21 protein-coding genes are annotated in these 24,854 nt (G+C 72.2%); 10 read left to right on the forward strand and 11 right to left on the reverse strand.

Features of this window, described 5'->3' with window-relative positions; all coding sequences use genetic code 11:
• The first annotated feature begins 177 nt into the window (after positions 1 to 177).
• The 3 genes from AB0A95_RS28215 to AB0A95_RS28225 all read left to right on the forward strand — a co-directional run bounded on the left by AB0A95_RS28215 (position 178) and on the right by AB0A95_RS28225 (position 3,361).
• Positions 178 to 1,188, forward strand: a complete 1,011-nt coding sequence (locus AB0A95_RS28215) for a mechanosensitive ion channel family protein (RefSeq protein WP_357558794.1) — start codon at positions 178 to 180, stop codon at positions 1,186 to 1,188.
• Positions 1,189 to 1,422: 234 nt separating this feature from the next.
• On the forward strand, positions 1,423 to 2,802 hold the full coding sequence (locus tag AB0A95_RS28220) for an MFS transporter (RefSeq protein ID WP_357558762.1): 1,380 nt from the start codon (positions 1,423 to 1,425) through the stop codon (positions 2,800 to 2,802).
• A 130-nt stretch (positions 2,803 to 2,932) separates the two neighbouring features.
• Positions 2,933 to 3,361 carry a globin gene (locus tag AB0A95_RS28225; protein ID WP_357558763.1) on the forward strand — a complete coding sequence of 143 codons (429 nt, stop codon included), beginning with the start codon at positions 2,933 to 2,935 and terminating at the stop codon, positions 3,359 to 3,361.
• Between the two features lie 42 nt (positions 3,362 to 3,403).
• Here the strand turns inward: AB0A95_RS28225 and AB0A95_RS28230 are convergent, their stop codons facing one another.
• The 4 genes from AB0A95_RS28230 to ettA form a co-directional block, all read right to left on the reverse strand.
• On the reverse strand, positions 3,404 to 3,988 hold the full coding sequence (locus AB0A95_RS28230) for a YbjN domain-containing protein (protein WP_357558764.1): 585 nt from the start codon (positions 3,986 to 3,988) through the stop codon (positions 3,404 to 3,406).
• A gap of 131 nt (positions 3,989 to 4,119) precedes the next feature.
• Positions 4,120 to 4,851: a hypothetical protein gene (locus tag AB0A95_RS28235; protein WP_357558766.1), complete on the reverse strand. Its 732-nt coding sequence runs from the start codon at positions 4,849 to 4,851 to the stop codon at positions 4,120 to 4,122.
• A complete protein-coding gene (locus AB0A95_RS28240; RefSeq protein ID WP_357558767.1) occupies positions 4,848 to 5,294 on the reverse strand; it encodes a thioesterase family protein in 447 nt (148 codons plus the stop codon). The genes AB0A95_RS28235 and AB0A95_RS28240 overlap by 4 nt, the downstream gene beginning before the upstream one ends.
• Positions 5,295 to 5,306: 12 nt before the next feature.
• Entirely contained in the window at positions 5,307 to 6,983 is a 1,677-nt protein-coding gene (gene ettA / locus AB0A95_RS28245; protein ID WP_357558768.1) for an energy-dependent translational throttle protein EttA, read from the reverse strand.
• A 211-nt stretch (positions 6,984 to 7,194) separates the two neighbouring features.
• Between ettA and AB0A95_RS28250 the strand changes: the two genes are divergently transcribed.
• The 4 genes from AB0A95_RS28250 (at position 7,195) to otsB (ending at position 12,019) form a co-directional block, all read left to right on the forward strand.
• Positions 7,195 to 7,479 (forward strand): hypothetical protein, encoded by a 285-nt coding sequence (locus AB0A95_RS28250; protein WP_141910848.1) that lies wholly within the window; start codon positions 7,195 to 7,197, stop codon positions 7,477 to 7,479.
• On the forward strand, positions 7,476 to 7,868 hold the full coding sequence (locus AB0A95_RS28255) for a hypothetical protein (protein ID WP_357558769.1): 393 nt from the start codon (positions 7,476 to 7,478) through the stop codon (positions 7,866 to 7,868). Before AB0A95_RS28250 ends, AB0A95_RS28255 begins: the two co-directional genes overlap by 4 nt.
• A 144-nt stretch (positions 7,869 to 8,012) precedes the next feature.
• Positions 8,013 to 9,413: a trehalose-6-phosphate synthase gene (locus AB0A95_RS28260; RefSeq protein WP_030488230.1), complete on the forward strand. Its 1,401-nt coding sequence runs from the start codon at positions 8,013 to 8,015 to the stop codon at positions 9,411 to 9,413.
• Between the two features lie 41 nt (positions 9,414 to 9,454).
• A complete protein-coding gene (gene otsB, locus AB0A95_RS28265; RefSeq protein WP_357558795.1) occupies positions 9,455 to 12,019 on the forward strand; it encodes a trehalose-phosphatase in 2,565 nt (854 codons plus the stop codon).
• Positions 12,020 to 12,069: 50 nt separating this feature from the next.
• Here the strand turns inward: otsB and AB0A95_RS28270 are convergent, their stop codons facing one another.
• From AB0A95_RS28270 to cobC, 4 genes are all read right to left on the reverse strand, one after another.
• Positions 12,070 to 13,356, reverse strand: a complete 1,287-nt coding sequence (locus tag AB0A95_RS28270; RefSeq protein ID WP_357558770.1) for a hypothetical protein — start codon at positions 13,354 to 13,356, stop codon at positions 12,070 to 12,072.
• A gap of 187 nt (positions 13,357 to 13,543) precedes the next feature.
• Positions 13,544 to 14,932, reverse strand: a complete 1,389-nt coding sequence (gene cobA / locus AB0A95_RS28275; protein ID WP_357558771.1) for a uroporphyrinogen-III C-methyltransferase — start codon at positions 14,930 to 14,932, stop codon at positions 13,544 to 13,546.
• 40 nt (positions 14,933 to 14,972) lie between these two features.
• The gene (locus AB0A95_RS28280; protein ID WP_357558796.1) at positions 14,973 to 16,199 is read right to left on the reverse strand and encodes a nicotinate-nucleotide--dimethylbenzimidazole phosphoribosyltransferase; all 1,227 of its coding nucleotides are present in this window, start codon (positions 16,197 to 16,199) and stop codon (positions 14,973 to 14,975) included.
• Positions 16,199 to 17,266 (reverse strand): Rv2231c family pyridoxal phosphate-dependent protein CobC, encoded by a 1,068-nt coding sequence (gene cobC / locus AB0A95_RS28285; protein WP_357558772.1) that lies wholly within the window; start codon positions 17,264 to 17,266, stop codon positions 16,199 to 16,201. The genes AB0A95_RS28280 and cobC overlap by 1 nt, the downstream gene beginning before the upstream one ends.
• Before the next feature lie 121 nt (positions 17,267 to 17,387).
• On the opposite strand from cobC, the gene AB0A95_RS28290 reads away from it, so the two are divergent.
• Complete coding sequence (locus AB0A95_RS28290; RefSeq protein ID WP_357558773.1) at positions 17,388 to 19,517, forward strand: transglycosylase domain-containing protein; 2,130 nt, start codon at positions 17,388 to 17,390, stop codon at positions 19,515 to 19,517.
• 33 nt (positions 19,518 to 19,550) lie between these two features.
• On the opposite strand, the gene AB0A95_RS28295 is transcribed toward AB0A95_RS28290, so the two are convergent.
• Complete coding sequence (locus tag AB0A95_RS28295) at positions 19,551 to 20,954, reverse strand: cobyrinate a,c-diamide synthase (RefSeq protein WP_357558774.1); 1,404 nt, start codon at positions 20,952 to 20,954, stop codon at positions 19,551 to 19,553.
• A 183-nt stretch (positions 20,955 to 21,137) separates the two neighbouring features.
• Here AB0A95_RS28295 and AB0A95_RS28300 point away from each other — a divergent pair, with 183 nt between their 5' ends.
• On the forward strand, positions 21,138 to 21,959 hold the full coding sequence (locus AB0A95_RS28300) for an SURF1 family protein (protein ID WP_357558775.1): 822 nt from the start codon (positions 21,138 to 21,140) through the stop codon (positions 21,957 to 21,959).
• Between the two features lie 96 nt (positions 21,960 to 22,055).
• The gene (locus AB0A95_RS28305; protein WP_357558776.1) at positions 22,056 to 22,883 is read left to right on the forward strand and encodes a hypothetical protein; all 828 of its coding nucleotides are present in this window, start codon (positions 22,056 to 22,058) and stop codon (positions 22,881 to 22,883) included.
• Between the two features lie 37 nt (positions 22,884 to 22,920).
• Here AB0A95_RS28305 and AB0A95_RS28310 read toward each other — a convergent pair whose 3' ends face one another.
• Positions 22,921 to 24,513, reverse strand: coding sequence for an ATP-dependent DNA ligase (locus AB0A95_RS28310; protein ID WP_357558777.1), 1,593 nt, complete (start codon positions 24,511 to 24,513; stop codon positions 22,921 to 22,923).
• A 99-nt stretch (positions 24,514 to 24,612) separates the two neighbouring features.
• Positions 24,613 to 24,819, reverse strand: a complete 207-nt coding sequence (locus tag AB0A95_RS28315; RefSeq protein WP_357067117.1) for a hypothetical protein — start codon at positions 24,817 to 24,819, stop codon at positions 24,613 to 24,615.
• Between the last annotated feature and the right edge of the window lie 35 nt (positions 24,820 to 24,854).

Here is a 24,854-nt window from a genome sequence, read left to right on the forward strand (position 1 = left end):
CGCTCAGGGGCATCGTCGTGCCCGGAGGCGGAGACACCCCCGGGTTACAACGAAGCGGTCCTCACTGCCCGCCAGCATCCGGTCGGGCGGTCACCCGGCCGGTGGGTCGGACGCGGGCCCTCCGGCTCCTTGCGGTACGAAGACAGGGTGAGTGCCGCCAGCGTGACGCCCCTTGCCCTGTCCACCGTCGGGTCGGTGAACTGCCAGGGCAGTTCCTCCTGTGAATTCCTGTACCGAATGACCAGGTCGGCCTGGTTCGCCGAGGGCAGTTACTGGATCCTGCTCAAGCCGCTGCGGGTGCTGCTGATCGTAGCGCTGGCGATGGTGGCCCGCTGGGCGGTGCACCGCACGCTCAACCGGTTGGTCCGCACGACGACCGACGGCGCGGTGCCGACCATGCTGCGGCCGCTGCGTGAGCGGGTGCCCAGCGCCGCTGTCGACCCGACCGAGTTCGTGCCCGAGCGACGACGGCAGCGGGCCGAGGCGATCGGCTCGGTGTTGCGCAGCCTGACCACCGCGTTCGTCTTCGGCATCGCACTGCTGATGATCCTGCGCGAGTTCAGCTTCGACCTGGCTCCGCTGCTGGCCAGCGCGGGGATCGCCGGCGTCGCGCTGGGCTTCGGTGCGCAGAGCCTCGTCAAGGACCTGATCGCCGGCCTGTTCATGCTGATCGAGGATCAGTACGGCGTGGGCGACAACGTCGACCTGGGCGAGGCGATGGGCGTGGTCGAGTCGGTCGGGCTTCGGGTCACCACAGTGCGCGACGGTCGCGGGGTGCTCTGGTACATCCGCAACGGCGAGATCATCCGGGTGGGCAACAAGAGCCAGGGCTGGGCCCTCGTGGTGGTGGACCTGCCGATCGGGTTCAACAGCACCGAGGAGGCCACCGCCGTTCTGCGTACCGCCGCCGCGTCGATCGCGGTGGACCCGAAGCTGTCGCCGGAGATCGTCGAAGCGCCGGAGGTGCTGGGTGTCGAGCAGGTGACGGTGGACGGTGCGGTCATCCGCACGGTGGTGAAGACGACAGCGGACGGGCAGTTCGCGGTGGGCCGGGAGTTGCGTCGGCGGCTGGCGGAGGCACTGGAGAACTCGGGGATCACCGCGCAGATCGCGGCGGCCCGCATCTATCCCGGGCTGCCGACCCGGCCGTTGCCCGACGGTGAGACTGGTCAGGGCGGTGCCACCTGACCCACCCGGCACTGTCCTCGGATTCGGGGGTCGCGAGCCACCCGGCCCCTCAGGTATCGTCCGTTCGTTCAGTCGGGGAAGCGACGAATGACCCGTTCGGCCTAGATAGTTGTCAGACGATCGGGCAGAATCCGGAGCACGCGTTCCCGCCAAAGCGTGATCACAACCTCGCTGATCCGTAGATCTGACGAGCGCTTCCGGCCGGGCTGCCACGAGCGGCCGACCCGGAGGCCGATGGAGGCGACGGTGCCCGACGAGCGACCTTCCGCGGAAGACCCCGCCACTTTTCGGGAAGTGTTCGCCCAGCGGGAGTACCGCGCCGTTTTCTCGGCGGGTGCTCTCTCCTGGGTCGGTGACTACGTCGCGAAGGCCGCCGTCACCCTGCTCGTCTACCAGAAGACCGAGTCGGTGGGGCTCTCCGCGGTTGCCTTCGCTGTCAGTTTCCTGCCCTGGTTGCTCGGTGGTCCGGTGCTCGCCGCACTCGCGGAGCGCTACCCGTACCGGCGGGTGATGGTCGCGAGTGACCTCATCCGGATGGCGCTGATGCTGCTCATCGCCATCCCGCAGTTGTCGTACCAGGCGGTGCTGGTGCTCATCTTCGCCGCCACGCTGGCCAACCCGCCGAGCCAGGCGGCCAAGTCGGCGTTGATGCCGCAGATGCTCGCCGGAGACCGGCTGGTGCTCGGGCTGTCGCTGAACGCCAGCGTGGGGCAGGCGGCCCAGATCGTCGGGTACGTGCTCGGCGCGGCCGTCGCCTCGATCGACCCGCAGGTCGCGCTCCTGTTCAACGCGGCCACGTTCGGCGTCTCGGCGCTGCTGGTCCGCTTCGGCGTGCGCGACCGCCCGGCGGTGCCGAACCCGGCACACCGCAGCCACCTGCTCCAGGAGACCCGCCAGGGTTTCACCATCGTGTTCGGCACACCTGTGCTGCGGGCGATCGCGGTGCTGGTGTTCAGCGCGATGCTCTTCTCGATCCTCCCCGAGGGGCTGGCCGTCGGCTGGGCCAACGAGGAGGGCGGCGGCGGCATGAGCGCGAGCACGGCCCAGGCGGTGATCATGGTGGCCGGCCCGGTCGGCTTCATCCTCGGCGGGTTGCTGGTGAGCCGCCTGTTCGGGCCGGCCCGCCGGCTGAAGCTGATGCGGCCACTCGCGGTGCTCGCCCCGCTGATGCTCGTGCCGGCGTTGTTCAATCCGCCACCGCTGGCGGTGGCGCTGCTGGCCGCTCTCTGTGGCTTCGCTGTCGCCGGCATGCTGCCGATGGCCAACGGGCTCTTCGTCCAGGCGCTGCCCAACGGTTTCCGGGCCCGCGCCTTCGGGGTGATGGCGACCGGTGTCCAGGTCATCCAGGGTTTCGCGGTGCTGGCCACCGGGTTGATCGCCGATCGCTTCAACAACATCCCCTTCGTGGTGGGGCTGTGGAGCGCGGCCGGTGTGGTGCTGATGGCGGTGGCCGCGCTGTGCTGGCCGGATCGGCAGACGATCGACGACGCGATCGCGGCGGCCACGGCGGCCAATGCCGCGCCTCCCGACGATCCGGACGACACCGGCGGCGGGGCTGCCGGCCCTCCCGAGCCGCGTAGCGGCGAGGGCCACCGCCGGCACGCGGTCACCTGACCGGGGCACGCCCGTCCGACCCCCGTGCGGGCCGCTGAGCGCCCGCCAGCGGGGACGCATCGGCCCGGCGTGATCCGACGCACGCCGAGCGGGTCGCGCTGGCGCACGGCGCACCTGGCAGGATGGAACGGTGAACCCCGCAGGTGAATCCGAGCGTCCCGGTGCTTCGACGACCCTCTTCGAAGCGGTCGGCGGCGAGCCCACCTTCCGCAGGCTGGTCGACGAGTTCTACGCCGGCATCGCCACCGATCCCCTGCTGCGACCGATGTACCCGGAGGACGACCTGGGGCCGGCCGCGGAGCGGATGACCCTGTTCCTGATGCAGTACTGGGGTGGACCGAACACCTACTCCGCCCAGCGTGGCCACCCGCGGCTGCGGATGCGGCACGCGCCGTTCCGGATCGGCGCCGCCGAGCGGGACGCCTGGCTACGCAACATGCGCCGCGCCGTGGACCAGCTCGACCTCGATCCGGCCCTCGCCGCGACACTCTGGGACTACCTGGAGCGGGCCGCGTACTTCATGGTCAACGTCATGGACGACCCGGCCGACGGCGTCTGACCCGGCCGTTTTCCCCCGGGTCAGAGCCGCTTCACCCCGGCGTCAGAGCAGCGCGCCCTCGTCGTGCAGCCAGTCGACGAAGCTGGTGGCGACCGCCGCGCCGCAGTCGAGCATCTCGACGAGCAGCGCGTCGTGGGTGCCGGCACCGAGCGGGACCTGGAGCTCGGCGTAGATCGGTAGTTGCCCGCGCTCGGTCGGGTCGCCGATGTACGCCTTACAGAACCGGCGGGTGTGGTTCCACTCGTTGACCACCCGATAGGCCCGGTCGGCCCAGTCCGGCGGGACCGTGGCGTGCGGGCGTGCCCGCATGACCAGGATCTCGTCCTCCGGCCCTTCGAGGGTGACAAGCACTGCGTGCCGCTCCCACATGGCCAGCAGGTTGCCGTCACCATCGGCCAGATAGCGCACGTCGAGCAGGTCGAGTGCGTCGCAGACGCGGCGCAGACTCACCGGCTCGACGGTGGCCTGCATCTCGCTCAGCGCTGGCCGCTCGCTGGCCGGGCAGTCGTCCCCCGGCTGGCGAGGGTTGGGCGGTCCGACCCGGACCGCGCTCTCCACTGTGATCCCGCTTCGGGTTTCCGGATCGCCGCCGTCGGCGGGACCGGGGCGCCATGACCACCACGGCATCGCTCGCGCACCTCACTCCCCAGCGGATCCAGCCGCCTACGGTGCGTTGGATCCGAGCATGGACGGTACCCGGACAGCCGAGTTGTAGCACCCCCCCAACGACCGCCCCTGCCCAGAAGAATGAGCAGGGGTCATCCGTTCGGACGAGGAGTGAGGGGCGTCACCGCAAGATCCGTGGCCGTCTGCAACCATGCCGCTCCGTATGGTCCCGCCAGGCCGACCCACCGTCCGGCCACCCGCACCTCGACGACGGCTTCGTCGTGGGCGACGGCCGGGCGGTCCGCGGCACCGAGGAAGCCCATCCGGACCACTCCCTGCACCAGCCGCTGCGACACCTCGACCGGCGGGGCGGGCGGCCCGTCCGGCGTGACGAGCACCGCCACGTGGTCGAGCAGCGCGTCCCGCAGCGCCCGCTGGCCCACCGCACGGCCGGCCACGCCCTGTTCGGTGGCCGTACGCAGGGTGCCCGCCGCCGCGTCCGCGATTCGCCGCACCTCGGCGACGGGCAGCGCCTCCACCGTCCGGCTACGCGTCGGGGGCAGCGGCCACCGCCACTGCGCGTCCCGGCGTGCCGGCAGGGCGGTGCCACCGCGTTCCAGCTCGGCGAGCAGTTCGGCGGCGGACACCGTCACGTCTCCGGCGGTGCCGCCGGTCGGCCCGGCGGCCACCGTCCGGACCACCAGGACCTGCCACGGCAGACGGGCCCAGAGGGCGACCCGACCGGGCACACCGGCCGGCCGCAGCCGGACCGGCGCGGTCGGCTCCAGCCGGACCAGCCGGGCCAGGAAGGCACCGGCATCCGCCACGCCGGCCACACCGTGCGTCGCCGTCCGTCCCGGCTCGGCAGTGCCCGGCCGGGTCACGCCAGGCCGCCCTGCGGTGCGTACGTGCTCAGGAAGTCCCGTTCCTGGTCGGTGAGCCGCCGGGGCACCTGGCGGGTCAGGTCGAACGGCACCAGCACCGAACGGGCCCGGCTGGCCAGCACCTCGCCGTCGTACAGCTCGTAGGCGACGGTGAACCAGGCGTGCCGGATCTCCTCCACCCACAGCTCGATCCGCACCGTGGGCGCGGCCTCCGCGGTAGCCCGACCCAGGGCGTAGTCGACAGGGCGCAGGTAGTCGACCTCGTGGCGGCGGATCACCACCCCGTCGGCGAACGAGCCGACCCCCCACGCCCGACCACCGGCGAACATCAACGCCACCCGCGCCTCCTCGTACAGGGTGAGGAAGCGCGCGTTGTTGATGTGGCCGTACGCGTCCAGGTCGGACCAGCGCAGTGCGCAGTGGTAGACGAACCGGTCAGACACCTTCTCGGCCGGTCAGTCGCGGGTCAGTTTGCGGTAGGTCACCCGGTGCGGCCGGGCGGCCTCCGCACCGAGGCGATCGATCTTGTTCTTCTCGTACGCCTCGAAGTTGCCCTCGAACCAGAACCACCGCGACGGGTCCTGGTCGTCGCCCTCCCAGGCCAGGATGTGCGTGGCGACGCGGTCCAGGAACATCCGGTCGTGCGAGATGACCACGGCGCAGCCGGGGAACTCCAGCAGCGCGTTCTCCAGGCTGGACAGCGTCTCCACGTCCAGGTCGTTCGTCGGCTCGTCGAGCAGGATGACGTTGCCGCCGATCTTCAGGGTCAGCGCCAGGTTGAGCCGGTTGCGTTCACCGCCGGAGAGCACCTTCGTCGGCTTCTGCTGGTCCGGTCCCTTGAAGCCGAACGCGGCGATGTACGCCCGCGACGGCATCTCGACCTTGCCCACCATCAGGTAGTCCAGCCCGTCGGAGACGACCTCCCAGACGGTCTTGTCGCCATTGAGGCCCTCGCGGTTCTGGTCGACGTACGACAGCGAGACCGTCTCGCCGACCCGGACCTGACCGCCGGTCGGCTGCTCCAGCCCGACGATGGTCTTGAACAGCGTGGTCTTGCCGACGCCGTTGGGGCCGATGATGCCGACGATGCCGTTACGCGGCAGCGAGAACGACAGGTTGTCGATCAACAGCCGGTCGCCGAAGCCCTTGCTGAGGTTGACCGCCTCGATCACCGTGCTGCCCAGCCGCGGGCCCGGCGGGATCTGGATCTCCTCGAAGTCGAGCTTGCGGGTCTTCTCCGCCTCGTTGGCCATCTCGTCGTACCGGTCCAGGCGGGCCTTGGACTTGGTCTGCCGGGCCTTGGCGTTGGAGCGGACCCACTCCAGCTCCTCGGTGAGGCGCTTCTTCATCTTGGCGTCGCGGCGACCCTCGACGGCCAACCGGGCGGCCTTCTTCTCCAGGTAGGTGGAGTAGTTGCCCTCGTAGCCGATGGCCCGGCCACGGTCCAGCTCCAGGATCCAGCCTGCCACGTTGTCGAGGAAGTACCGGTCGTGGGTGATCGCCATGACGGTGCCGGCGTACTTGGCCAGGTGCTGCTCCAGCCAGGAGACGCTCTCCGCGTCCAGGTGGTTGGTGGGCTCGTCGAGCAGCAGCAGGTCGGGCGCCTCCAGCAGCAGCTTGCACAGCGCGACCCGGCGGCGCTCACCACCGGAGAGCTGGGTCACGTCGGCGTCCGGCGGCGGGCAGCGCAGCGCGTCCATGGCCAGTTCGAGTTTGGAGTCGACGTCCCAGGCGTCGAGGTGGTCCAGCTCCTCCTGGAGCTTGCCCATCTCCTCCATCAGCTCGTCGGAGTAGTCGGTCGCCATCTGCTCGGCGATCTTGTTGAATCGCTCCAGCTTGGCCTTGGTCTCGGCGACCGCCTCCTCGACGTTGCCGAGCACGGTCTTGGCGTCGTTGAGCGGGGGCTCCTGGGCGAGCATGCCGACGGTGTAGCCGGGCATGAGCCGGGCCTCGCCGTTGCTCGGCTTGTCCAGCCCTGCCATGATCTTGAGGAGGCTGGACTTACCGGCGCCGTTCGGACCGAGCACACCGATCTTGGCTCCCGGCAGGAAGCTCAACGTCACGTTGTCGAGCACGACCTTGTCGCCGTGCGCCTTGCGTGCCTTTTCCAGGACGTAGATGTACTGGGCCACGGTGCGGGCTACCTCCGTCGATTTGCTGTCGCCTGATCGGCGGCGCGGCGCGGGCTGTGCGAGCCGCCCGCCGCCGCCGGCCGGGAGCCGGCCACGCGCACGCCACCGTCAATCCTGACAGGTACGCCGCGCTTCGCCCACATCACCCCGCCCCAGGAGTACGCGGGCGAGCCTCCTTGCCAGAGCCGGTAAGGCAAATTACGGTTTCGGTATGACTAAGAAGATCACCATCAGCCTGCCCGACGATCTTGCAGAGAGACTCGCACTGGAACCTAACGTGTCCGCCTTTGTGGCGGACTCCCTGCGGAGCCGGGTGGCCGGGGAAAAGACCCGGGAGATCCTCCGAAGCGTTGGCTTCAAGCTGACCGATGAAGGCTTGGCGCGGGCGCATGCCGAGATGGAGCAGGCCAAGGCCAGCATCACCCCCGAACTGCGCGCGCAGGCCGCTCAATTGCAGGCAGAGGTCGAAGCAGCCCGTGCACGGGTCCGCCGGTGACGCCCTTCGGCCTCGCGCTCGACACAACCGCACTACTCGCCTATTCCGCCACGACTCAGGAGGTGGGGCACCGGATCGCCGAAGTCGCCGACCACGCCCTTGATGTACTCGTGCCGGCGCTCTGCCTCGCGCGGGCACATCAACAGGCGACTCCCGAGCAGTGGGAACTGCTCGAACTGCTCTCGGCGCTGCCGAACATCCGGGTCACACCAGTCGAAGCCGACATGTGCGCCATCCTCGGTGGCTGGTCTCGCCGAATGAATGGTCGCATGGATCTCGCCCAGCTCGCGATGGAGGCTGCGTCGCGTCCCCTCATACCGATCATGACGGATCGGCGGGAGTTGCTCGGTGAGGTGCTGCCCAAGGAATGGCCGGTCATCGACCTCTGATCGACGGGCTGTCGACAAGATCACCCTGGGGATTTCGGCGCGTACGGGGCGGGTAGGAGACTCCGGCACGAGGCACAAGACGCCGCAGCTACGCTCAGTACGCTCATTCGCGGTGGACCCGTCAGTACCCGGAGGTGGCCGATCGTGACCGTCCGTAGCTCCTTTGTCGTAGTGGCGAACCGTCTGCCGGTCGACGAGGTGAGCACACCCGAGGGCCGGCAGTGGCGGCGCAGCCCTGGCGGGCTGGTCACCGCGCTGCACCCCGTGCTCGCCGAGCACCAGGGCACCTGGGTCGGTTGGGCCGGTGGCACCGGGGCCGCTCCCGAGCCGTTCGACCTGGAGGGGATCCGGCTGCACCCGGTCCCGCTCAGCGCCGAGGAGTTGGAGCGCTACTACGAGGGCCAGTCCAACGCGACGATCTGGCCGCTCTACCACGACGCGGTCGAGACGCCTGCCTACAAGCGCCGCTGGCGGGAGGCGTACCGCCTGGTCAACGCCCGGTTCGCGGAGGCCGCCGCGGACGTCGCGGCCGAGGGCGCGACGGTCTGGGTGCAGGACTACCAGCTCCAGTTGGTCCCGGCGATGCTCCGTGAGCTGCGCCCGGACCTGCGGATCGGGTTCTTCCTGCACATCCCGTTCCCGCCGATCGAGCTGTTCATGCAGATGCCGTTCCGCACCGAGATCCTGCGCGGCCTGCTCGGTGCCGACCTGGTCGGCTTCCAGCAGCGGCTGGCCGCGCAGAACTTCGTCCGGCTGGCCCGGCACCTGCTCGGGCTGCGCTACGAGGGGCAGATGATCCAGGTCGACGGTCGGCAGGTGAAGGCGGGCGCCTTCCCCATCTCGATCGACACCCAGGAGATGGAGCGGATGGCCGCCGACCCGGCGATCCAGGCCCGGGCCAAGCAGATCCGCGCCGAGCTGGGCGACCCGAAGACGATCATCCTGGGCGTGGACCGGCTCGACTACACCAAGGGCATCGAGTTGCGCCTCAAGGCCTTCCGCGAGTTGCTGGCTGACGGAAAGTTGACAGTTCCGGACGCGGTTATGGTGCAGGTGGCCACGCCCAGCCGCGAGCGCGTCGAGCACTACCAGGCACTTCGGGTCAAGGTCGAGCGCGAGGTTGGCCGGATTAATGGCGAATTCGGCAGGGTCGGCGTGCCGGCAGTGCATTACCTGCATCAGTCGTACAGTCGCAGTGAACTGGCGGCAATGTACGTTGCTGCCGACGTGATGATGGTGACACCGCTACGAGACGGCATGAACCTGGTCGCGAAGGAGTACGTGGCGTCGCGCGCCGACCAGGGTGGCGCGCTCGTGCTCAGTGAGTTCGCCGGCGCCGCAACGGAGCTGCGCCAGGCCTTTTTGTGTAACCCGCACGACCCGGACGCGGTCAAGGACGCCCTGCTCCGGGCAGTGCACGTGGAGAAAACCGAGGCACGCCGCCGGATGCGGACAATGCAACGTCACCTGCGTACCCACGACGTGGGCCACTGGGCCAAGTCTTTCCTCTCCGAGCTTGGAGTTCCCGAGGCGGAGGCCGAGTGAACACGACCGTCAACGATGGAGCGGCCACGGCCACCGGGGTGATGGACCCCGAGCTGCGCTCCGCCATCGGCCGGATCGCCCGGGTCCCCCAACTCCTTGTCGCCTGCGACTACGACGGCACACTGGCGCCGATCGTGGAGGACCCGAGCACAGCCGTACCGCTGCCCGAGTCGGTCGCCGCGGTCCGCGCGCTCGCCGCGCTGCCGCAGACAACAGTGGCAGTCGTCTCCGGCCGGGCGCTACGCGACCTGGCCGCGCTGTCCCGGCTGCCCAGCGAGGTTCACCTCGTCGGCAGCCACGGCTCCGAGTTCGACATCGGCTTCGTCGAGCGGCTCTCCCCCGAGCTGGTCGCGGTCCGCCAGCAGGTGCGCAACGCGCTGCGCGAGATCGCCGCCAAGCACCCGGGCATCCGGTTGGAACGCAAGCCGGCAAGCGTCGCGGTGCACACCCGTGGGGTCGACCCGCAGGTGGCCGCCGCGGCCATCGAGGCGGTCCGCAACGGCCCGGCCACCTTCGACGGCGTCACTGTGACCCAGGGCAAGGAGGTCATCGAGCTCTCCGTCGTGGCCACCCACAAGGGCACCGCGCTCGACCAACTGCGGACCCAGCTCGCCTCCAGCGCTGTGCTGTTCATCGGCGACGACATCACCGACGAGAACGCGTTCGGCCACCTGCACGGCCCCGACCTCGGCATCAAGATCGGCCCCGGGGACACCAAGGCCAGCTACCGGGTGGGTGACCCGCTGGAGGCCGCGCGGGCGTTGGCGCTGCTGCTGGAGACCCGGCGGCACTGGCTGTTCGGCGAGCGGGCGGTGCCGATCGAGCGGCACTCCATGCTGGCCAACGGTCGTACCGTCGCTCTGCTCACCCCCGAGGCCAAGGTGAGCTGGCTCTGCCACCCCAAGCCGGACTCGGCGGCGATCTTCGCCGACCTGGTGGGCGGCAGTCCGGCCGGTCACTTCAGCGTCGCCCCGGAACGCGGCGGCATCCCGCTGGGCCAGCGCTACCGCTCCGGCACGATGACAGTGGAGACCCGGTGGTCCGGGCTCACCGTCACCGACTGGCTGGACAAGCCGGTCCGGGAGACCACACCCGCCGACAGCCCCGCGGTCATCACCGGCGACTCGACACTGGTCCGGGTGCTCACCGGCAGTGGCAAGGCGCGGATCGAGTTCGCGCCGAGGCCCGAGTTCGGTCAGGTTGCCGTGCAGTTGCAGCCACTCGGTGACGGCCTGCTGGTGCTCGGTTCCAACGAGCCGGTCGCGCTCTACGCCCCCGGCGTGGAGTGGGAGGTCGGCAACGACGGTGGGTACGAGACCGCCAAGGCGATCGTCGACCTCTCCGCCGCCGGTGGGCAGGTCGTGCTGGAGCTGCGCTTCGGCACGCACAGCCTGGAGCACCACCGGGTGCCGATCCACGAACGGCAGGCCGCCGCCGAGCAGCCGTGGAAGGACTGGGTGGCCTCGCTGCGGCTGCCGTCCACCGCCCGTGACCTTGTCGCGCGCAGCGCCCTCACCCTGCGCGGGCTCTGCCACGAGGCAACCGGCTCGATCCTGGCCGCGGCCACCACCTCGCTCCCCGAGGAGCTGGGCGGCGTCCGCAACTGGGACTACCGCTACTGCTGGCTGCGCGACGCCGCGCTGACCGCTCGCGCACTTGTCGACCTGGGCTCCGTCGAGGAGGCCGAGGCGCTGTTGCGCTGGGTGGACGGCTGCATCGAGCGCACCGGCGGCCACCCGGAGCGACTGCACCCGCTCTACACCATCGACGGGTACGAGCTGGGCGCCGAGGCGGTCATCGACACGCTGCCCGGCTACGCCGGCTCCCGGCCGGTCCGGGTCGGCAACCTCGCCAACCACCAACTCCAACTGGACGTCTTCGGCCCGATCGCCGACCTGATCGCGGCCGTCGCCGACGCGCGCGGCTCGGTTCGTGAGGACGAGTGGCGGGTCCTGGAGAACATGGTCGAGGCGGTTCGCCGCCGCTGGCACGAGCCCGACCACGGCATCTGGGAGGCGCGGCTGCCACCACGGCACCACGTCTTCTCCAAGGTGATGTGCTGGATGACTGTCGACCGGGCGCTGCACGTCATGCGCGAGCACGGCGGCGAGGACCGGCCGGAGTGGAAGGACCTGCGCGACCGGATCGGCGCCAACGTGCTGGAGCAGGGTTGGCACTCCGACGTCGAGGCGTACAGCGTCGCGTACGGAGACGAGGACATGGACGCCTCGTCACTCTGGATCGGGCTCTCCGGCCTGCTCCCGGGTGACGACCCGCGCTTCCTGTCCACGGTCCTGCGCATCGAGGCCGACCTGCGCAGCGGCCCGGTCGTCTACCGCTACCACTGGGACGACGGCCTGCCCGGCCGTGAGGGCGGCTTCCACATCTGCACGGCGTGGCTGATCGAGGCGTACCTGCGCACCGGCCGCCGCACCGACGCCGAGGAGCTGTTCGCACAGATGGTGCTGACCGCGGGCCCGACCGGGCTGCTCCCCGAGCAGTACGACCCGCTGGCCGAGCGTGGCCTGGGCAACCACCCGCAGGCGTACAGCCACCTCGGTCTGATCCGCTGTGCCCTGCTGCTGGACAACATGCTCAAGCAGTAGTCGACCGCACGTGTGACGGGGCCGGAGCGCTTGCGCTCCGGCCCCGTCGGTCAGTGCGGGTACGGCAGGCTCGGTTGCCACCCGTCCAGGCGGGCGCCGAGGTCGGCGGGCACCGTCCAGTGCGCGTACGGCAGCACCGCGCTGCTGCCGGTGTGGGTGAGGCACAGCAGTGGGGCGTCGCCGGTGTGGTCGAGCGCGAGCTTCGGTTTCCGGGCCGCGCCGACGCCGCCGAGGCCGAACAGGACAATCGGGTCCCGGACCGGCAGCCCCAGTGCCTGTCGGCCGTCCCGCCACCCTCGGTACGCCGCGTCCAGCCGCCAGGGCGCGAGGTCGGCGAGACCGCGGTGAAGGCTCGCCACCCAGGTCGCTGTGAGTTCGGCGTCGGAGAGCCGGTACGGCACACCGGTCAGCAACGCGTCGAGCTCCGGCTCCGTCTGGACCCCCGCGTTGGTCAGCGCCTCGGCGAACGCGCCACGGCGGACGGCCGCGACAGCCGGGGCGGCCTGCTCGACCCGGTCGACCTGCCACCGAAGCCCCGCCGGGGTGGTCGCCGCCCGACGGTCCCACAGCCAGCGGGCGTTGTCCCAACGGTGCCGCTGGTTGGCCGGGATCAGGTCGTCCATGTCGATGACCAACTCCTCGCCCTCGACCCGTGCGGTGAGCCACCGACCCCGCAGGTGTGGCCGCTGCTCGCCGTAGCCGACAAGTGCGACCACCGCCGACCGCAGGTAGGCGCCGGTGTTCCCGCGCGGGAAGTGCCAGCACAACGCGGACCTGTCGATGGCGTCGAGGTCGGCGGCGGCCTCGTCGGCCACCACGTCGATCCGGACCCGCGGCGATGCCGCACTGGCCTGGCGGTTGTCGAACTGTCGACGGGCCCGGCGCTGCCGCGTCTCGGCCCGCTCGACCGACGGGCTGACCGAGTACGCCGCCTTCTTCCCGGCCCACCGCAGCACCTCGGCCCCGGCCGCCTGCGGATCGCCGAAGAGCCGGAACGCCAGCAGCTCGTGCTCGTCGAACCCGTCGTCCTCGGTCACCTGCACCTCGTATACCAGGTCGCCGGGTGAGCCCAGGTCGTAGGCGGTGTGCGGGTCACGGCCGAACTCGTTGCCGACGGGCGAGTCACCAGACTGTTGGGGATAGCCACGGACCACCGTCACCAGGACGGCCCAGGAGCCGTCCGCGTCCGTGCACCTCAAGGTCCGGACCGGAGCGGCACGCCACCGCGAGGGAAGATCCTCGAAGGTGGTGGTCAGGCCGGGGCCCGCGCACCGCAGCGCGACGGGTGTGAGCAGGTCTGTCCGCCACGTCTCGTGCGGATCTTTCACGGTGAGCATGACCGACATTCTGTCGACAACCACCGACACCCCCGCCCGCCCGGCAGCCGGCAGCCGGGCGGCCAGCGGTGCTTGATCGACTCGGATTTCAGGAAGTCGGGCTATCGCAGACGCCCGGACACCCCGGTTTCATGAAAGCCGTGTCGATCAAGCACCTCGCGAGAGTAGCGCCGAAGTCCCCCGCCGCTCAGCCGCCGAGTGCATCCACCACATCGCCCACCACCACCACAGCCGGCGGGCGCACATCGGCGGCGAGCGCGTCGGCGGCCACCGCGCCGAGCGTGGATCGCAGCACCCGCTGGGCACCCGTCGTGCCCTCCTGCACCACGGCGGCCGGCGTCCGCGGCGGCCGACCGTGGGCGATCAGGGTCTCGCTGATGGCGGCGAGGTTCTTCAGTCCCATCAGGATCACCAGGGTGCCGCGCAGGCCGGCCAGGGCGTCCCAGCGCACCAGCGAGGCCGGTGAGTCGGGCGCCACGTGCCCGGAGACCACTGTGAACTCGTGCGCCACCCCCCGGTGGGTGACCGGAATCCCGGCCGCCGAGGGAGCGGCGATCGAACTGGTCACCCCGGGCACCACGGTCACCGGCACACCGGCCGCCGCGCAGGCCAGCAGCTCCTCGCCGCCCCGCCCGAAGACGTACGGGTCGCCGCCCTTGAGCCGCACCACGAACGCGCCGGCCAGGGCACGATCGACCAGGATCTGGTTGATCTCCTCCTGGGCCCGGGACGGCCCGTAGGGAATCTTCGAGGCGTCCACCAGCTCGACGTCCGGGCGCAGCTCGTCGAGGAGCAGGCCGGGCACCAGCCGGTCGGCGACCACCACGTCCGCCTCGGTGAGCAGCCGCCAACCCTTCACGGTGATCAGCTCCGGGTCGCCCGGCCCCGCCCCGACCAGCGCCACCCGCCCGGCCTGCCGCCCTCCGCCCGCACCGGCCGCACCGGCCGCCCCGGCCGCACCGGCTGCCCCGGCGGACCCGGCCGCACCGGCGGACCCGGCCGCACCGGCGGACCCGGCCGCACCGGCGGACCCGGCCGCACCGGCGGCCCCGGCGGTCATCGCGGTCGCGCCGGTCGGAGCATCGGACCCGCTCTGCGTGGGGGCGCTCCTCTCCGGTGCCAGGCGGACCGCGAGGAGGTCGCGGATCGCGTCGCGGACGGTCATCGCCCGGCGGGGGTCGCCGCCACCGAACACCGCCACGGTGACCGGGCCGTGTCGGGTCACCGCCGGCGTCCAGGCGGTGGCGGCCGTCCGGTCGTCGGCCCGGACGCAGAAGATCCGCCGCTCGGCGGCGAGGGCGCTCACCGAGGCCGCCGCCATGGGGTCGTCGATCGCCACGTGGACCAGCCAGGCGCCGTCCAGGTCCTCGACGGCGAACCGGCGCGGCACCCAGTGCAGCCGACCCGCGTCGACCTGGGCGCGCAGCGCCGGGGTCAGCTCCGGTGCCACCAGCAGGACGTCCGCGCCGGCGTCCAGCAGCGCGGGCACCCGGCGGGTGGCGACCGCGCCGCCGCCCACCACGACCACCCGCCGCCCGTGCAGCCGCAAACCGAGGGGGTACGGATTGGAGGTCACGCCACACCTCCGAGGCGGAGGGATCGCTCGTCGCGCGTTGTCACTTCTCGGCCACCCCGGCGGCATCGAACGTGGCCACCTCGTGCAGCACCCGCACCGCGCCGGTGACCACGGGCAACGCCAACAGCGCACCGGTGCCCTCGCCGAGGCGCAGCCCCAGGTCGATGAGCGGGTCGAGGCCGAGGTGCCGCAGTGCCACAGTGGCACCCGGCTCGGCCGAACGGTGCCCGGCGACCATGGCGCGGACCGAGTCCGGGGCGAACGCCGCTGCGGCAAGCGCCGCCGACACCGCGATCACGCCGTCCAGCAGCACCGGCGTGCGGCGGGCCGCGGCACCCAGGATCAGCCCGGCCAGTGCGGCGTGCTCCAGGCCACCGACGGCGGCAAGCACCCCCAGCGGGTCGGCCGGGTCGGGTGTGTGCCGGGTCAGCGCGGCGCGCACCACGGCGACCTTGTGCGCGTAGGTCGGGTCGTCGATGCCGGTGCCCCGACCGGTGGCGTCGAGCGGGTCGGCGCCGGTGAAGGCGGCGATCAGCGTGGCGGCCGGGGTGGTGTTGCCGATGCCCATGTCACCGGTGAGCAGGATGCCGGCCCCGGCGTCGATCAGCTCGTCGGCGATCCGGATGCCGGTCTGCACCGCCGCCAGCGCCTCGTCCCGGGTCAGCGCGGCGGTCACCGTGAAGTCGCGGGTGCCCCGGCGGACCGACGCGGCAACCAGCCGGGGCACCGCCGGGTCGAGCACGGCCGAACCGGACCCAGCCGGGGCGGATCCAGTCGGACCAGACCCACCCGAGCCGGACGCAGTCGAGCCGGACCCAGCCGGGGCGGACCCAGCCGAGCCGGACCCAGCCGGGTCGAGCACGGCGGCGGCGGGCACCGCCGGGTCGAGGACCGCCGGGTCGGTGGCGGGCAGCGGGGTGGCCACCCCGACGTCGACAACTGTGACAGACGCGCCGGCCTGCCGGGCGAACGCGTTGACCACCGCGCCGCCGGCCAGGAAGTTGCCGATCATCTGCGCGGTGACCTCCTGCGGCCAGGGGCTCACCCCCTGGGCGTGCACCCCGTGGTCGCCCGCGAAGATCGCCACGGCGGCCGGCTCGGGCAGCGGTGGCGGGCAGGCCCCGGCGAGGCCGGCGAGGCGTACCGCCAGCTCCTCCAACGCACCGAGCGAGCCCGCCGGCTTGGTCAGCCGGCCGTGCAGCTCACGGGCGGCGGCCATGGCCGCCTCGTCGGCCGGGCCGATCGCCGCGATCGTGGTCTCCAGCATCATGCCTCCATGATCTCGCGCAGCACGTCGATGAACGCGTCTGTGGTGTTGCTGTCGCGTACCGCCACCCGCAGCCAGTCCGGGCCGAGGCCGGGGAAGGTGTCGCCCCGGCGCACCGCCCAGCCGCGCTCGCGCAGGGCGGCCCGGATCGCTGTCGCGCCCGGCAGGTGCAGCAGGACGAACGCGCTGGCGGGACGGCCGACGACGCGTACACCTGGCAGGTCGGCGAGGCGGGCGACCAGGTGGTCGCGGTCGGCGGCGAGGTCGGCGGCGATGGCGCGCTCGGCCTGGACCGCGACGTCGGTGGCGCAGGCCGACGCGGCGGCCAACGCGGGGGTGGAGACGGCCCAGAGCGGCTGTACGGCGGCCAGCCGGGTCAGCAGGTCCGCGGCACCCAGCAGGTAGCCGATCCGGAGCCCGGCCAGGCCCCACGTCTTGGTGAGGCTGCGCAGCACGAGCAGACCGGGCAGGTCGCGTCGTTCGGCGAGCGACTCTGGCTCGCCGGGGTGCCCGGGGAGGATTGTGGTGTCGGCGAACGCCTCGTCGACAACCAGGACCCGGCCGGGGCGGGCCAGCGCGGCCACCGTCCGCGCGGGGTGCAGCACCGAGGTCGGGTTCGTGGGGTTGCCGATCATCACCAGGTCGGCGTCGGCGGGCACCCGGGACGGGTCGAGTCGGAAATCGTCGGCGGCGTCCAGCAGCACCCGCTCGACCGGGTGCCCGGCGGCCCGGAGCGCCGCCTCCGGCTCGGTGAACTGGGGGTGCACCACCACGGGCCGACGCACGCCGCGCAGCGCCTGGGCGATCAGCACGAAGCCCTCGGCGGCCCCGGCGGTGAGCAGCACCTCGTTCGGGTGACGGCGGTGGCGGGCGGCGACGGCCGTCCGGGCCGGTGCCGGGTCCGGATAGCGGGCCAGGTCGGTCAGGGTCGCGGCGATCGGGCTGGCCAACCAGGCGGGAGTCGGTGCCTGCCGGACGTTCACGGCGAGATCGATCAGCCCGTCGCCGACTTCGACGTCACCGTGGTGCGCCAGGTCGGGCTCGGAAGCAACAATCGGCACGGGCATGTCCGCGATCCTGCCGGGAAGGCGGCCGGCGGGACAGTCGATCTCGGAGTAAGCCGCGTCACCACTGGCCGGTTTAAGAGTTCTTCTCAGGTACGAATCGGAAATGTCATAACTTGGCCATGTGAGCAACCGACCCCTTGCTGCCGCTGGTCGACTCGTCCCTCTCCTGCGCGCCGGACTGATCGCCGGAATCGTGATCGCCGCCGCCGCGTACCCGCTCGTCGCCCTCACCGGGCTCGGCGCGAAGGCCACCGCGCACGCCGTGGAGCAGAAGACCAGAGTGCTGACCACCGCCCTGCCCGCCGAAACCTCCTACGTCTACGGCCCGGACGGCAAAACCGTGCTGACCATGTTCTACGAGGAGTACCGGCAGTACACCAAGCTGTCGGACATGTCGCCGAACATCCAGCAGGCGATCGTCGCCGCCGAGGACTCCCGCTTCTACCAGCACCACGGTGTCGACCCGAAGGGCGTGGCCCGCGCCTTCGTGTCCAACGCCCGCTCCGGCGGCTCCCAGGGTGCGTCGACCCTGACCATGCAGTACGTCCGGATGGCCCTGCGGGACAGCGCGACAACGCCCAAGGAGGTCCAGGAGGCCACCCAGCAGACCAGCCTGCGCAAGGTCAAGGAGATGCGGATGGCGCTGGACCTGGAGAAGGAGCTGAGCAAGGAGCAGATCCTGGAGCGCTACCTGAACTCGGCGTACTTCGGGCACCGGGCGTACGGCATCTACGCGGCCAGCGAGATCTTCTTCTCCAAGACCCCGAAGGACCTCACCCCGGTCGAGGCCGCCACCCTCGCCGGGCTGGTCAAGTCGCCCTCGGAGTACGACCCGGCCGACTCCGACCAGAAGGAGGCCACCGGCCGGCGTGACTACGTGCTGGACCGGATGAGCCAGCTCGGCTACCTCTCCCCCGACTCGGCCGCCGCCGCCAAGGCCGAGCCGATCCGGCTGAAGCTCACGAACCCGCCGCACGACTGTGTCGCGGTCGCGGAGAAGTACAACGGCTGGGGCTTCGCCTGCGACTACCTGAAGAACTGGTGGAGTGCGCAGCCCGCCTTCGGCGCGGACCCGCTGGAACGGATGGACAAGCTGCGCCGGGGCGGCTACCGGATCGTGCTCAGCCTCGACCCGAAGATCCAGGCGGCGGCGGAGAAGAACGTCGGCAGCAAGGAGGCCACCGGCAGCCCGTTCGCCAACGGGATCGTGGTCTCCGAGCCGGGCACCGGCCGGGTGAAGGCGATGGCGGTGAACCGGACGTACTCGCTGGACCTGAGCGAGAACCCGCAGAGTTCCAATCCCGAGGCCGGGCCGAAGGTGAAGGCCAACTACCCGAACACCGTTGCGCCGCTGCTCGGCGGCGGCAGCCTGGCGGGCTACCAGGCCGGGTCGACGTTCAAGATGTTCCCGATGCTTGCCGCGTTGGACTCGGGGATGACGCTCTCCACCTCGTTCAACGCCCCGTACCGCTACCGGTCGGCCGTCTACGACGGTTGGGCGCCGTCCAACGCCAGCGGCGCCATGACCGGGCAACAGACAATGTGGTCCGGCTTCGGCAAATCCGTCAACACGTACTTCGTGTGGCTGGAGGAGAAGGTCGGCGCGGACCGGGCGGTCCGACTTGCCGAACAGCTCGGGCTGCGGTGGCGCACCGACGTCGACCGGGAACAGGCGTCCCCGACCAAGGCCAAGAAGTGGGGCGCGTTCACGCTCGGCGTCTCCGACGCCACCCCGCTGGAGATGGCGAACGCCTACGCCGCCATCGCGGCCGACGGCCGCTACTGCGAGGCGATCCCGGTGCAGGCGATCATGAACCGGGACGGCACACCCGCCACGTACGCCACACCGGGCGGCCTGCACCGTGAGGTGGCCAAGCCCCGCTGCCGGCAGGTGGTCAGCGCGGACGCCGCCCGGGCCGCCACCGACGCCGCCCGCTGCCCGACCGGGGACACCCCGGCGCGCGGCAGCTGCGGCGGCTGGTCCACCGCCGACAGCGTGCGGGGCACCGTCGGACGCCCGGTGGCCGGCAAGACCGGTACCACCGACAGCACCCGGTCCGCCTGGTTCGTCGGCTACACCCCGGAGCTGGCCGCGGCGAGCTTCATCTCCGACCCGGACAACCCGTTCAACGCCGTCGGTGACGGGCAGTCCCAGATCCCGATCAAGGCGGTCGCGGAGACCCTCCGCGACGGCCTGAAGGGCACACCGACCCGCCAGTTCACCCCACCGTCGGACGCGATAGTCGGCTGACCCGACGCCGGTGGCGCACCGCCAGCCGAGCGGTCACGCCGGCACGCCGCCGGGCTGCGCGGTCACCACCTCGGCCGTCGGGTCGGCCGCCGCCGCGGCGACCAGCCGGGCGGCCGTGACCGGATGACCGGCCCAGTGCAGGGTGAGCTGCGAGGCGTGCACGTTGCGCCAGACGAACCCCTCCGGCGTGCCACCCTCCCAGCTCCACGCCGGGCGCTGGCCGGCGCGGGGGGTGAGCACCGCACGGTGCGCCTTGTGCCCCACCAGCACCGTGCCGCTGGCGGCCACGACGCTGTCGGTCTGGGCGGTCGCCTCCCGGTAGCCGGCCACCAGGCCGTCCCTGCTGACGCCTACCGCGTCGAGGATCCCGCACATCGGCAGGCCGTCCAGCTCGCGGGCCAGCCAGAGCAACCCGGTGCCCTCGGCGATCACCGGACGCCCGGTCCGCGCCAACTCGGCCACCGCGATGCAGAGCCGTCGGTTGGCCGACAACTGCTCGGCGTACGCCTCGGGCAACGCGCCGCCGACGACAAGCGCGCGGGTGCCCACCGGCAGCGCCTCGTCGAGCAGCGGATCGACGGTGACGACCTCGGCACCGGCGGCCCGCAGCAGCTCGGCGGTCTCCGCGTGACTGAAACTGCCGCCCGGCCCCCCGGCCAACGCCACCAGCGGGCGCTCCGCCGGGGCGGTGAACCCGCCGAGGGCCTCCTCGGCGGACCAGGCCGGTGCCGGCAGCGCCGGGGCCGAACGGGCCAACCCGAGGAGCCGTTCCAGATCCACTGTCGCGGCGACAGCCTCGCCCAGCCGACGAACCGCCCGGACGGCGTCGGCGGACCCGTCGACCACCGGCGCCACCCCGTGCCGCCGCGACGGCAGCACCGCCGGCAGGTCCTGCCGACGCAGCGCGCCGTAGACCGGCACGCCCACGTCGTCCAACGCCTCGCGCAGCATGCCCTCGTGCCGCGAGGACGCCACCCGGTTGAGGATCACCCCGCCAAGCCACAACTGCTCGTCGTACGAGCGGAAACCGTGCACCAGGGCCGCCACCGACTGCCCCATCGCGGCCACGTCGACGACGAGCACCACCGGGCTGCGCAGCGCGGCTGCGGCGGCAGCCGTGGACTCCTGCTCGGGGCGGCCACCGACCGAGTCGTACAGCCCCATGCTGCCCTGCACCACGGCGAGCCCGGCACCGGCCGCGCCGTGCGCCACCAGCGGGGCGAGCCGGTCGGTGCCGACCAGCCGGGGATCGATCACCCGGCCCGGCCGACCGGAGGCGAGGCCGAGGTAGGCGGCGTCGACGTGGTCCGGCCCGAGCTTGAACCCGGCGACGTCGACCCCGCGCTCGGCCAGGGCGGCGAGCAGCCCGATCGCCAGCGCGTTCTTCCCGTGCCCGGAGGACGGCGCGCTGAGCACCAGGCGCGGCACGACGGTCATCATCGGCTCCTCGCGAGCGGCGGCGGGTACGCGACGGGGACGGCCGGGGCCGATCCGTCGGCGTGACGATACCCGCCCGGCTGGAGGCGCGAGCACCGCCAACCGGGGCCGGCGGCACACTCCGGGGCCCGTTCCCGCCCCGGTCCAGGTCAGTGGCGCCGGTCATACGAGTAGCCTCGTGCTGTGTACCGGTTCCTGCTGAGCCCACGCTGGCTGGGCGCTCTCGCGCTGACCCTGGTCGCCGCCGCCGTCATGGTGTTCCTCGGCAACTGGCAGCTGGACCGCTACCGGGGTCGTACCGAGGTCAACGAGCGGATCGACGCGGGTCAGCGGATGACCCCGACGCCACTGGGCGACGCGCTGCGCGCCCCCACCGGCGGCGCGGGAACCGTCGGCCCCGCCCCCGCCGAGGACAGGGTCTGGACCCGGGTCACCGTCACCGGCCGGTACGACCCGACGAACACGGTGCTGGTCCGTGGCCGGACGGTGGACAGCCGGGTCGGCTTCGAGGTGCTCACCCCGCTGGTGCTCGCGGACGGCACGGCGCTGCTGGTGGACCGGGGCTGGATCCCGCCGGCACCGGGTGGGGCGACCGCCCAGCCGTCGGTGCCCGCCGTGCCGACCGGCGACGTGACGGTGGTCGGTCGGGTGCACGAGACCGAGAGTGGTGCCGGCGCGGTGGCCCGGCGCGACGGGCGGCTGGAGATCCGGCGGATCGGTGTCTCGCGGCTGGCCGGCGAGCTGCCCTACCCGGTCTACGGCGCCTACCTGCTGCTCGACGAGCAGACCCCGGCGGCCGACCCGGTGTTCAAGGCGGTGCCCGTCGGGCACGCCAACAACTGGCAGAACTTCGGCTACGTCGTGCAGTGGTGGCTCTTCGCGGTGATGGCCCTGTTCGGCTACGGCTGGGTGGCGCGCCGGGAGGCCCGCCGCGCCGCCGGGATCGGCGTCACCCCGGCTCCGCTGGACCGGGCGGCCGAGCCGACACCGAGCGCGTCCGCCTGACCGGGGGGGGCGTCCCACACAGACTCCCGGGGGCGTGCGGGACGACAGGGCAGCCGGTAGCCTGCGCCACGTGACGATCCCGCGTTGGAGGTCTCGGTGAGTTCGGATCCCACGGCCTCGCCGCCCGAGCCGCCGACCCAGCCGCAACCGCCGATCGACCCGTGGAGCGCCACCTCCGCCACCGGTGCGCTGCCGGTCACCCCGCCGACGGCGCCCTTCCCGAGCGCGCCGCCGCAGGCCACACCGCCTCCGGCACCGCCGTTCCCGGCGCAACCAGCACCGCCGTTCCCGGCGTCAACAGCACCGCCGTTCCCCGCCCCTCCGGCACCGCCGTTCCCGGCGCAGCCAGCACCGCCGTTCCCGGCGCAACCGGCATCGTTCTCTGCGCCGCCGGCACCGCCCTTCTCGGCGCCACCGGCACCGCCGTCCTCGACGCCACCGTCCTCGTTCTCGGCGCCGCCGCTCTCCGGCCCGCCCGCGCAGCACTCGACGCCGCCCGGCGGGGCGTGGCCGGTGTCCGGGCCGTACCCACCGGTGTCGGCGCACCCGGCACCGGGCGGTTTCGCCGGGCCGGAGGTGGCCGCGGTGCAGATCGCCGAGATCGCGGTGTGCCCGCCGGTCATCCGCACACCCGCCGGGGTGCTGCCGCTGGCCGGTGCCACCTGGCACGTGGCCGACTACTGGCAACGCGAGGAGAAGGTGGCGACCTGGGCGCTGGTCTGCGCGATCGTCGGCTTCTTCTGCCTGGCCTTCTTCAGCCTGCTCTTCCTGCTGGTCAAGGAGACCCGGCACCACGGCACCGTGCAGGTCACTGTCACTAACGGCCACCAGCAGTACGTGGCCCGGATCCCGGTCAGCGACCAGGGCCAGGTGCAGCACGTCAACAACCAGGTCAACTACGCGCGGTCGTTGTCCGGCAGGTGACCAGGGCTGGCCCCGCCGCCAGCCGGTGAACCAGCCGTCAGCCGGTGACCCGGCCGGCGTGGACGGCGCGGACCGCGTCGATGGTGTCCGCCTCGGCGGCGGACTTGTCGTCGCGATAACGCACCACCCGGGCGAACCGCAGCGCCATCCCCCCGGGATAACGCGAGCTGGTCTGCACCCCGTCGAAGGCGATCTCGACCACCTGCTCGGGGCGGACCCGCACCACCCAGTCGCCGCGCTCCACTGCGAGGTCGAGGAACCGCTCGGTCTGCCAGCGCAGCAACTCGTCGGTGAGCCCCTTGAACGTCTTGCCGAGCATGACGAAGCCGCCCGTCCGCAGGTCGCGCGCACCCAGGTGCAGGTTGGACAGCCAGCCCTTGCGCCGGCCACTGCCCCACTCGACGGCGAGCACCACCAGGTCGAGGGTGTGCCGGGGCTTGACCTTGACCCAGGCGGCACCGCGCCGGCCGGCGTCGTAGGGGGCGTCCGGTGCCTTGACCACCACGCCCTCCTGCCCCGCGTCGAGCGCGGCGGCGAACGCGGTGGCGGCCTGCTCTGGGCCGTCGACCTCCATGCGCCCGACCAGCAGCGACGCGTCCACCGCACCGGCCAGGGCGGCCCACCGCTCCCGACCGGGCAGGTCGATCAGATCCTGGCCGTCGAGGTGCAGCAGGTCGAAAAAATACGGAGTGAGCACCGTCGCGCCCGTGCTGGCGGCCGCCGCGAGCACCGCCGGGGCGACAGGTGTGGGCCCGGTGCTGCTCGGGGTGGTGCGTCGGGCGGCCCGGCTCGACGTCTGCTGGAACGGCAGCGGACGCCCCGTCTCGTCGAGACCGATCGCCTCACCGTCGAGCACCAGCTCGCGGCCCGGCAGGGCCCGGACCGCGGCGACCACCTCGGGCACCCGCCCGGTGATCTCGTCGAGGCTGCGCGTGAAGACGGCGATGTCGGCGCCGGAGCGGTGCACCTGGATGCGGATGCCGTCGAGTTTCACGTCGACCACCGCCGGTGTGCCCGTCGCGGCGAGTGCCTCGTCGACCGAGGGTGCGCTCTGCGCGAGCATCGGCGCCAGCGGCCGGCCGACCTGGAGACCGAACCCGGCCAACTCGGCCGCTCCGCCGGCCAGCGCGGCGACCGCCACGGCGCGCAGGTCACCGGCGAGCAACAGCGCCCGCCGGACCGTCGCCACCGGCACGTCGGCGGCCCGCGCCACCGCGTCGGCGAGCAGCCCCGCCTGCGCGCCCTGCCGTAACTCGCCGCTGAACAGACCGGTGAGCAGACGCTGCTCGTCGGCGGTCGCCGCCGCGTAGAGGGCGCCGAGCAACGCCCGACGCCGAGTCTGCGAGCCCGTGCCGTGCACCGCGGCGATCTGCGCGATGGCCGCGTCGACGGCGGCCACGGTCAGCGTCGGCTCGGCGGCCGGTGGCGGCAGGTCGCGAAGGCTCGCATAGCCCACCCCGGTCTGCCGTTGGCGCAGCTCACCGGCGAGGTAGCCGGCGCCGGGCTCGACCTCTGTCGGATCGAGCCGACGCAGCGCGTCAGCGAGCAGCTCCACCTTGGCCCGTCGGCCGCTGGTGGCGCCGACGGCCGCGGACGTGGCTGCCAGGTCGAGGAACCGCACGTCGCCCATCCTGCCAGTCCCCTCCGACACCGCCCGGGCATTGCCGTGCCCGGGCGGTGTCGGCAGGGTGCCGCCCGCACACGCGGACGACGGATCAGGGCCTGTGTCCTAGGCGGAGACGGGCTCCTCGATGCGCATCCCCCGGGCACGGACCTCGCCGGCGACCCGGGAGAGCACCGAGTCGAGGGCGACCAGAGCGGCGGAGAGCTCACCGAGCTGCTCGTTGAGCGTGTCGTCGGACCACGCGGAGACGTCGACATCTCCCAGTGCGCTGACAGCGGCCCCCAACCGGGCCATCACCTCGTTCGTACTCATGTTCGAAAGGCTATAACAACGAGCGATCCGACACG

The sequence above is a fragment of the Micromonospora sp. NPDC049230 genome, assembly GCF_040647875.1.
In the GTDB taxonomy this organism is placed as follows: domain Bacteria; phylum Actinomycetota; class Actinomycetes; order Mycobacteriales; family Micromonosporaceae; genus Micromonospora.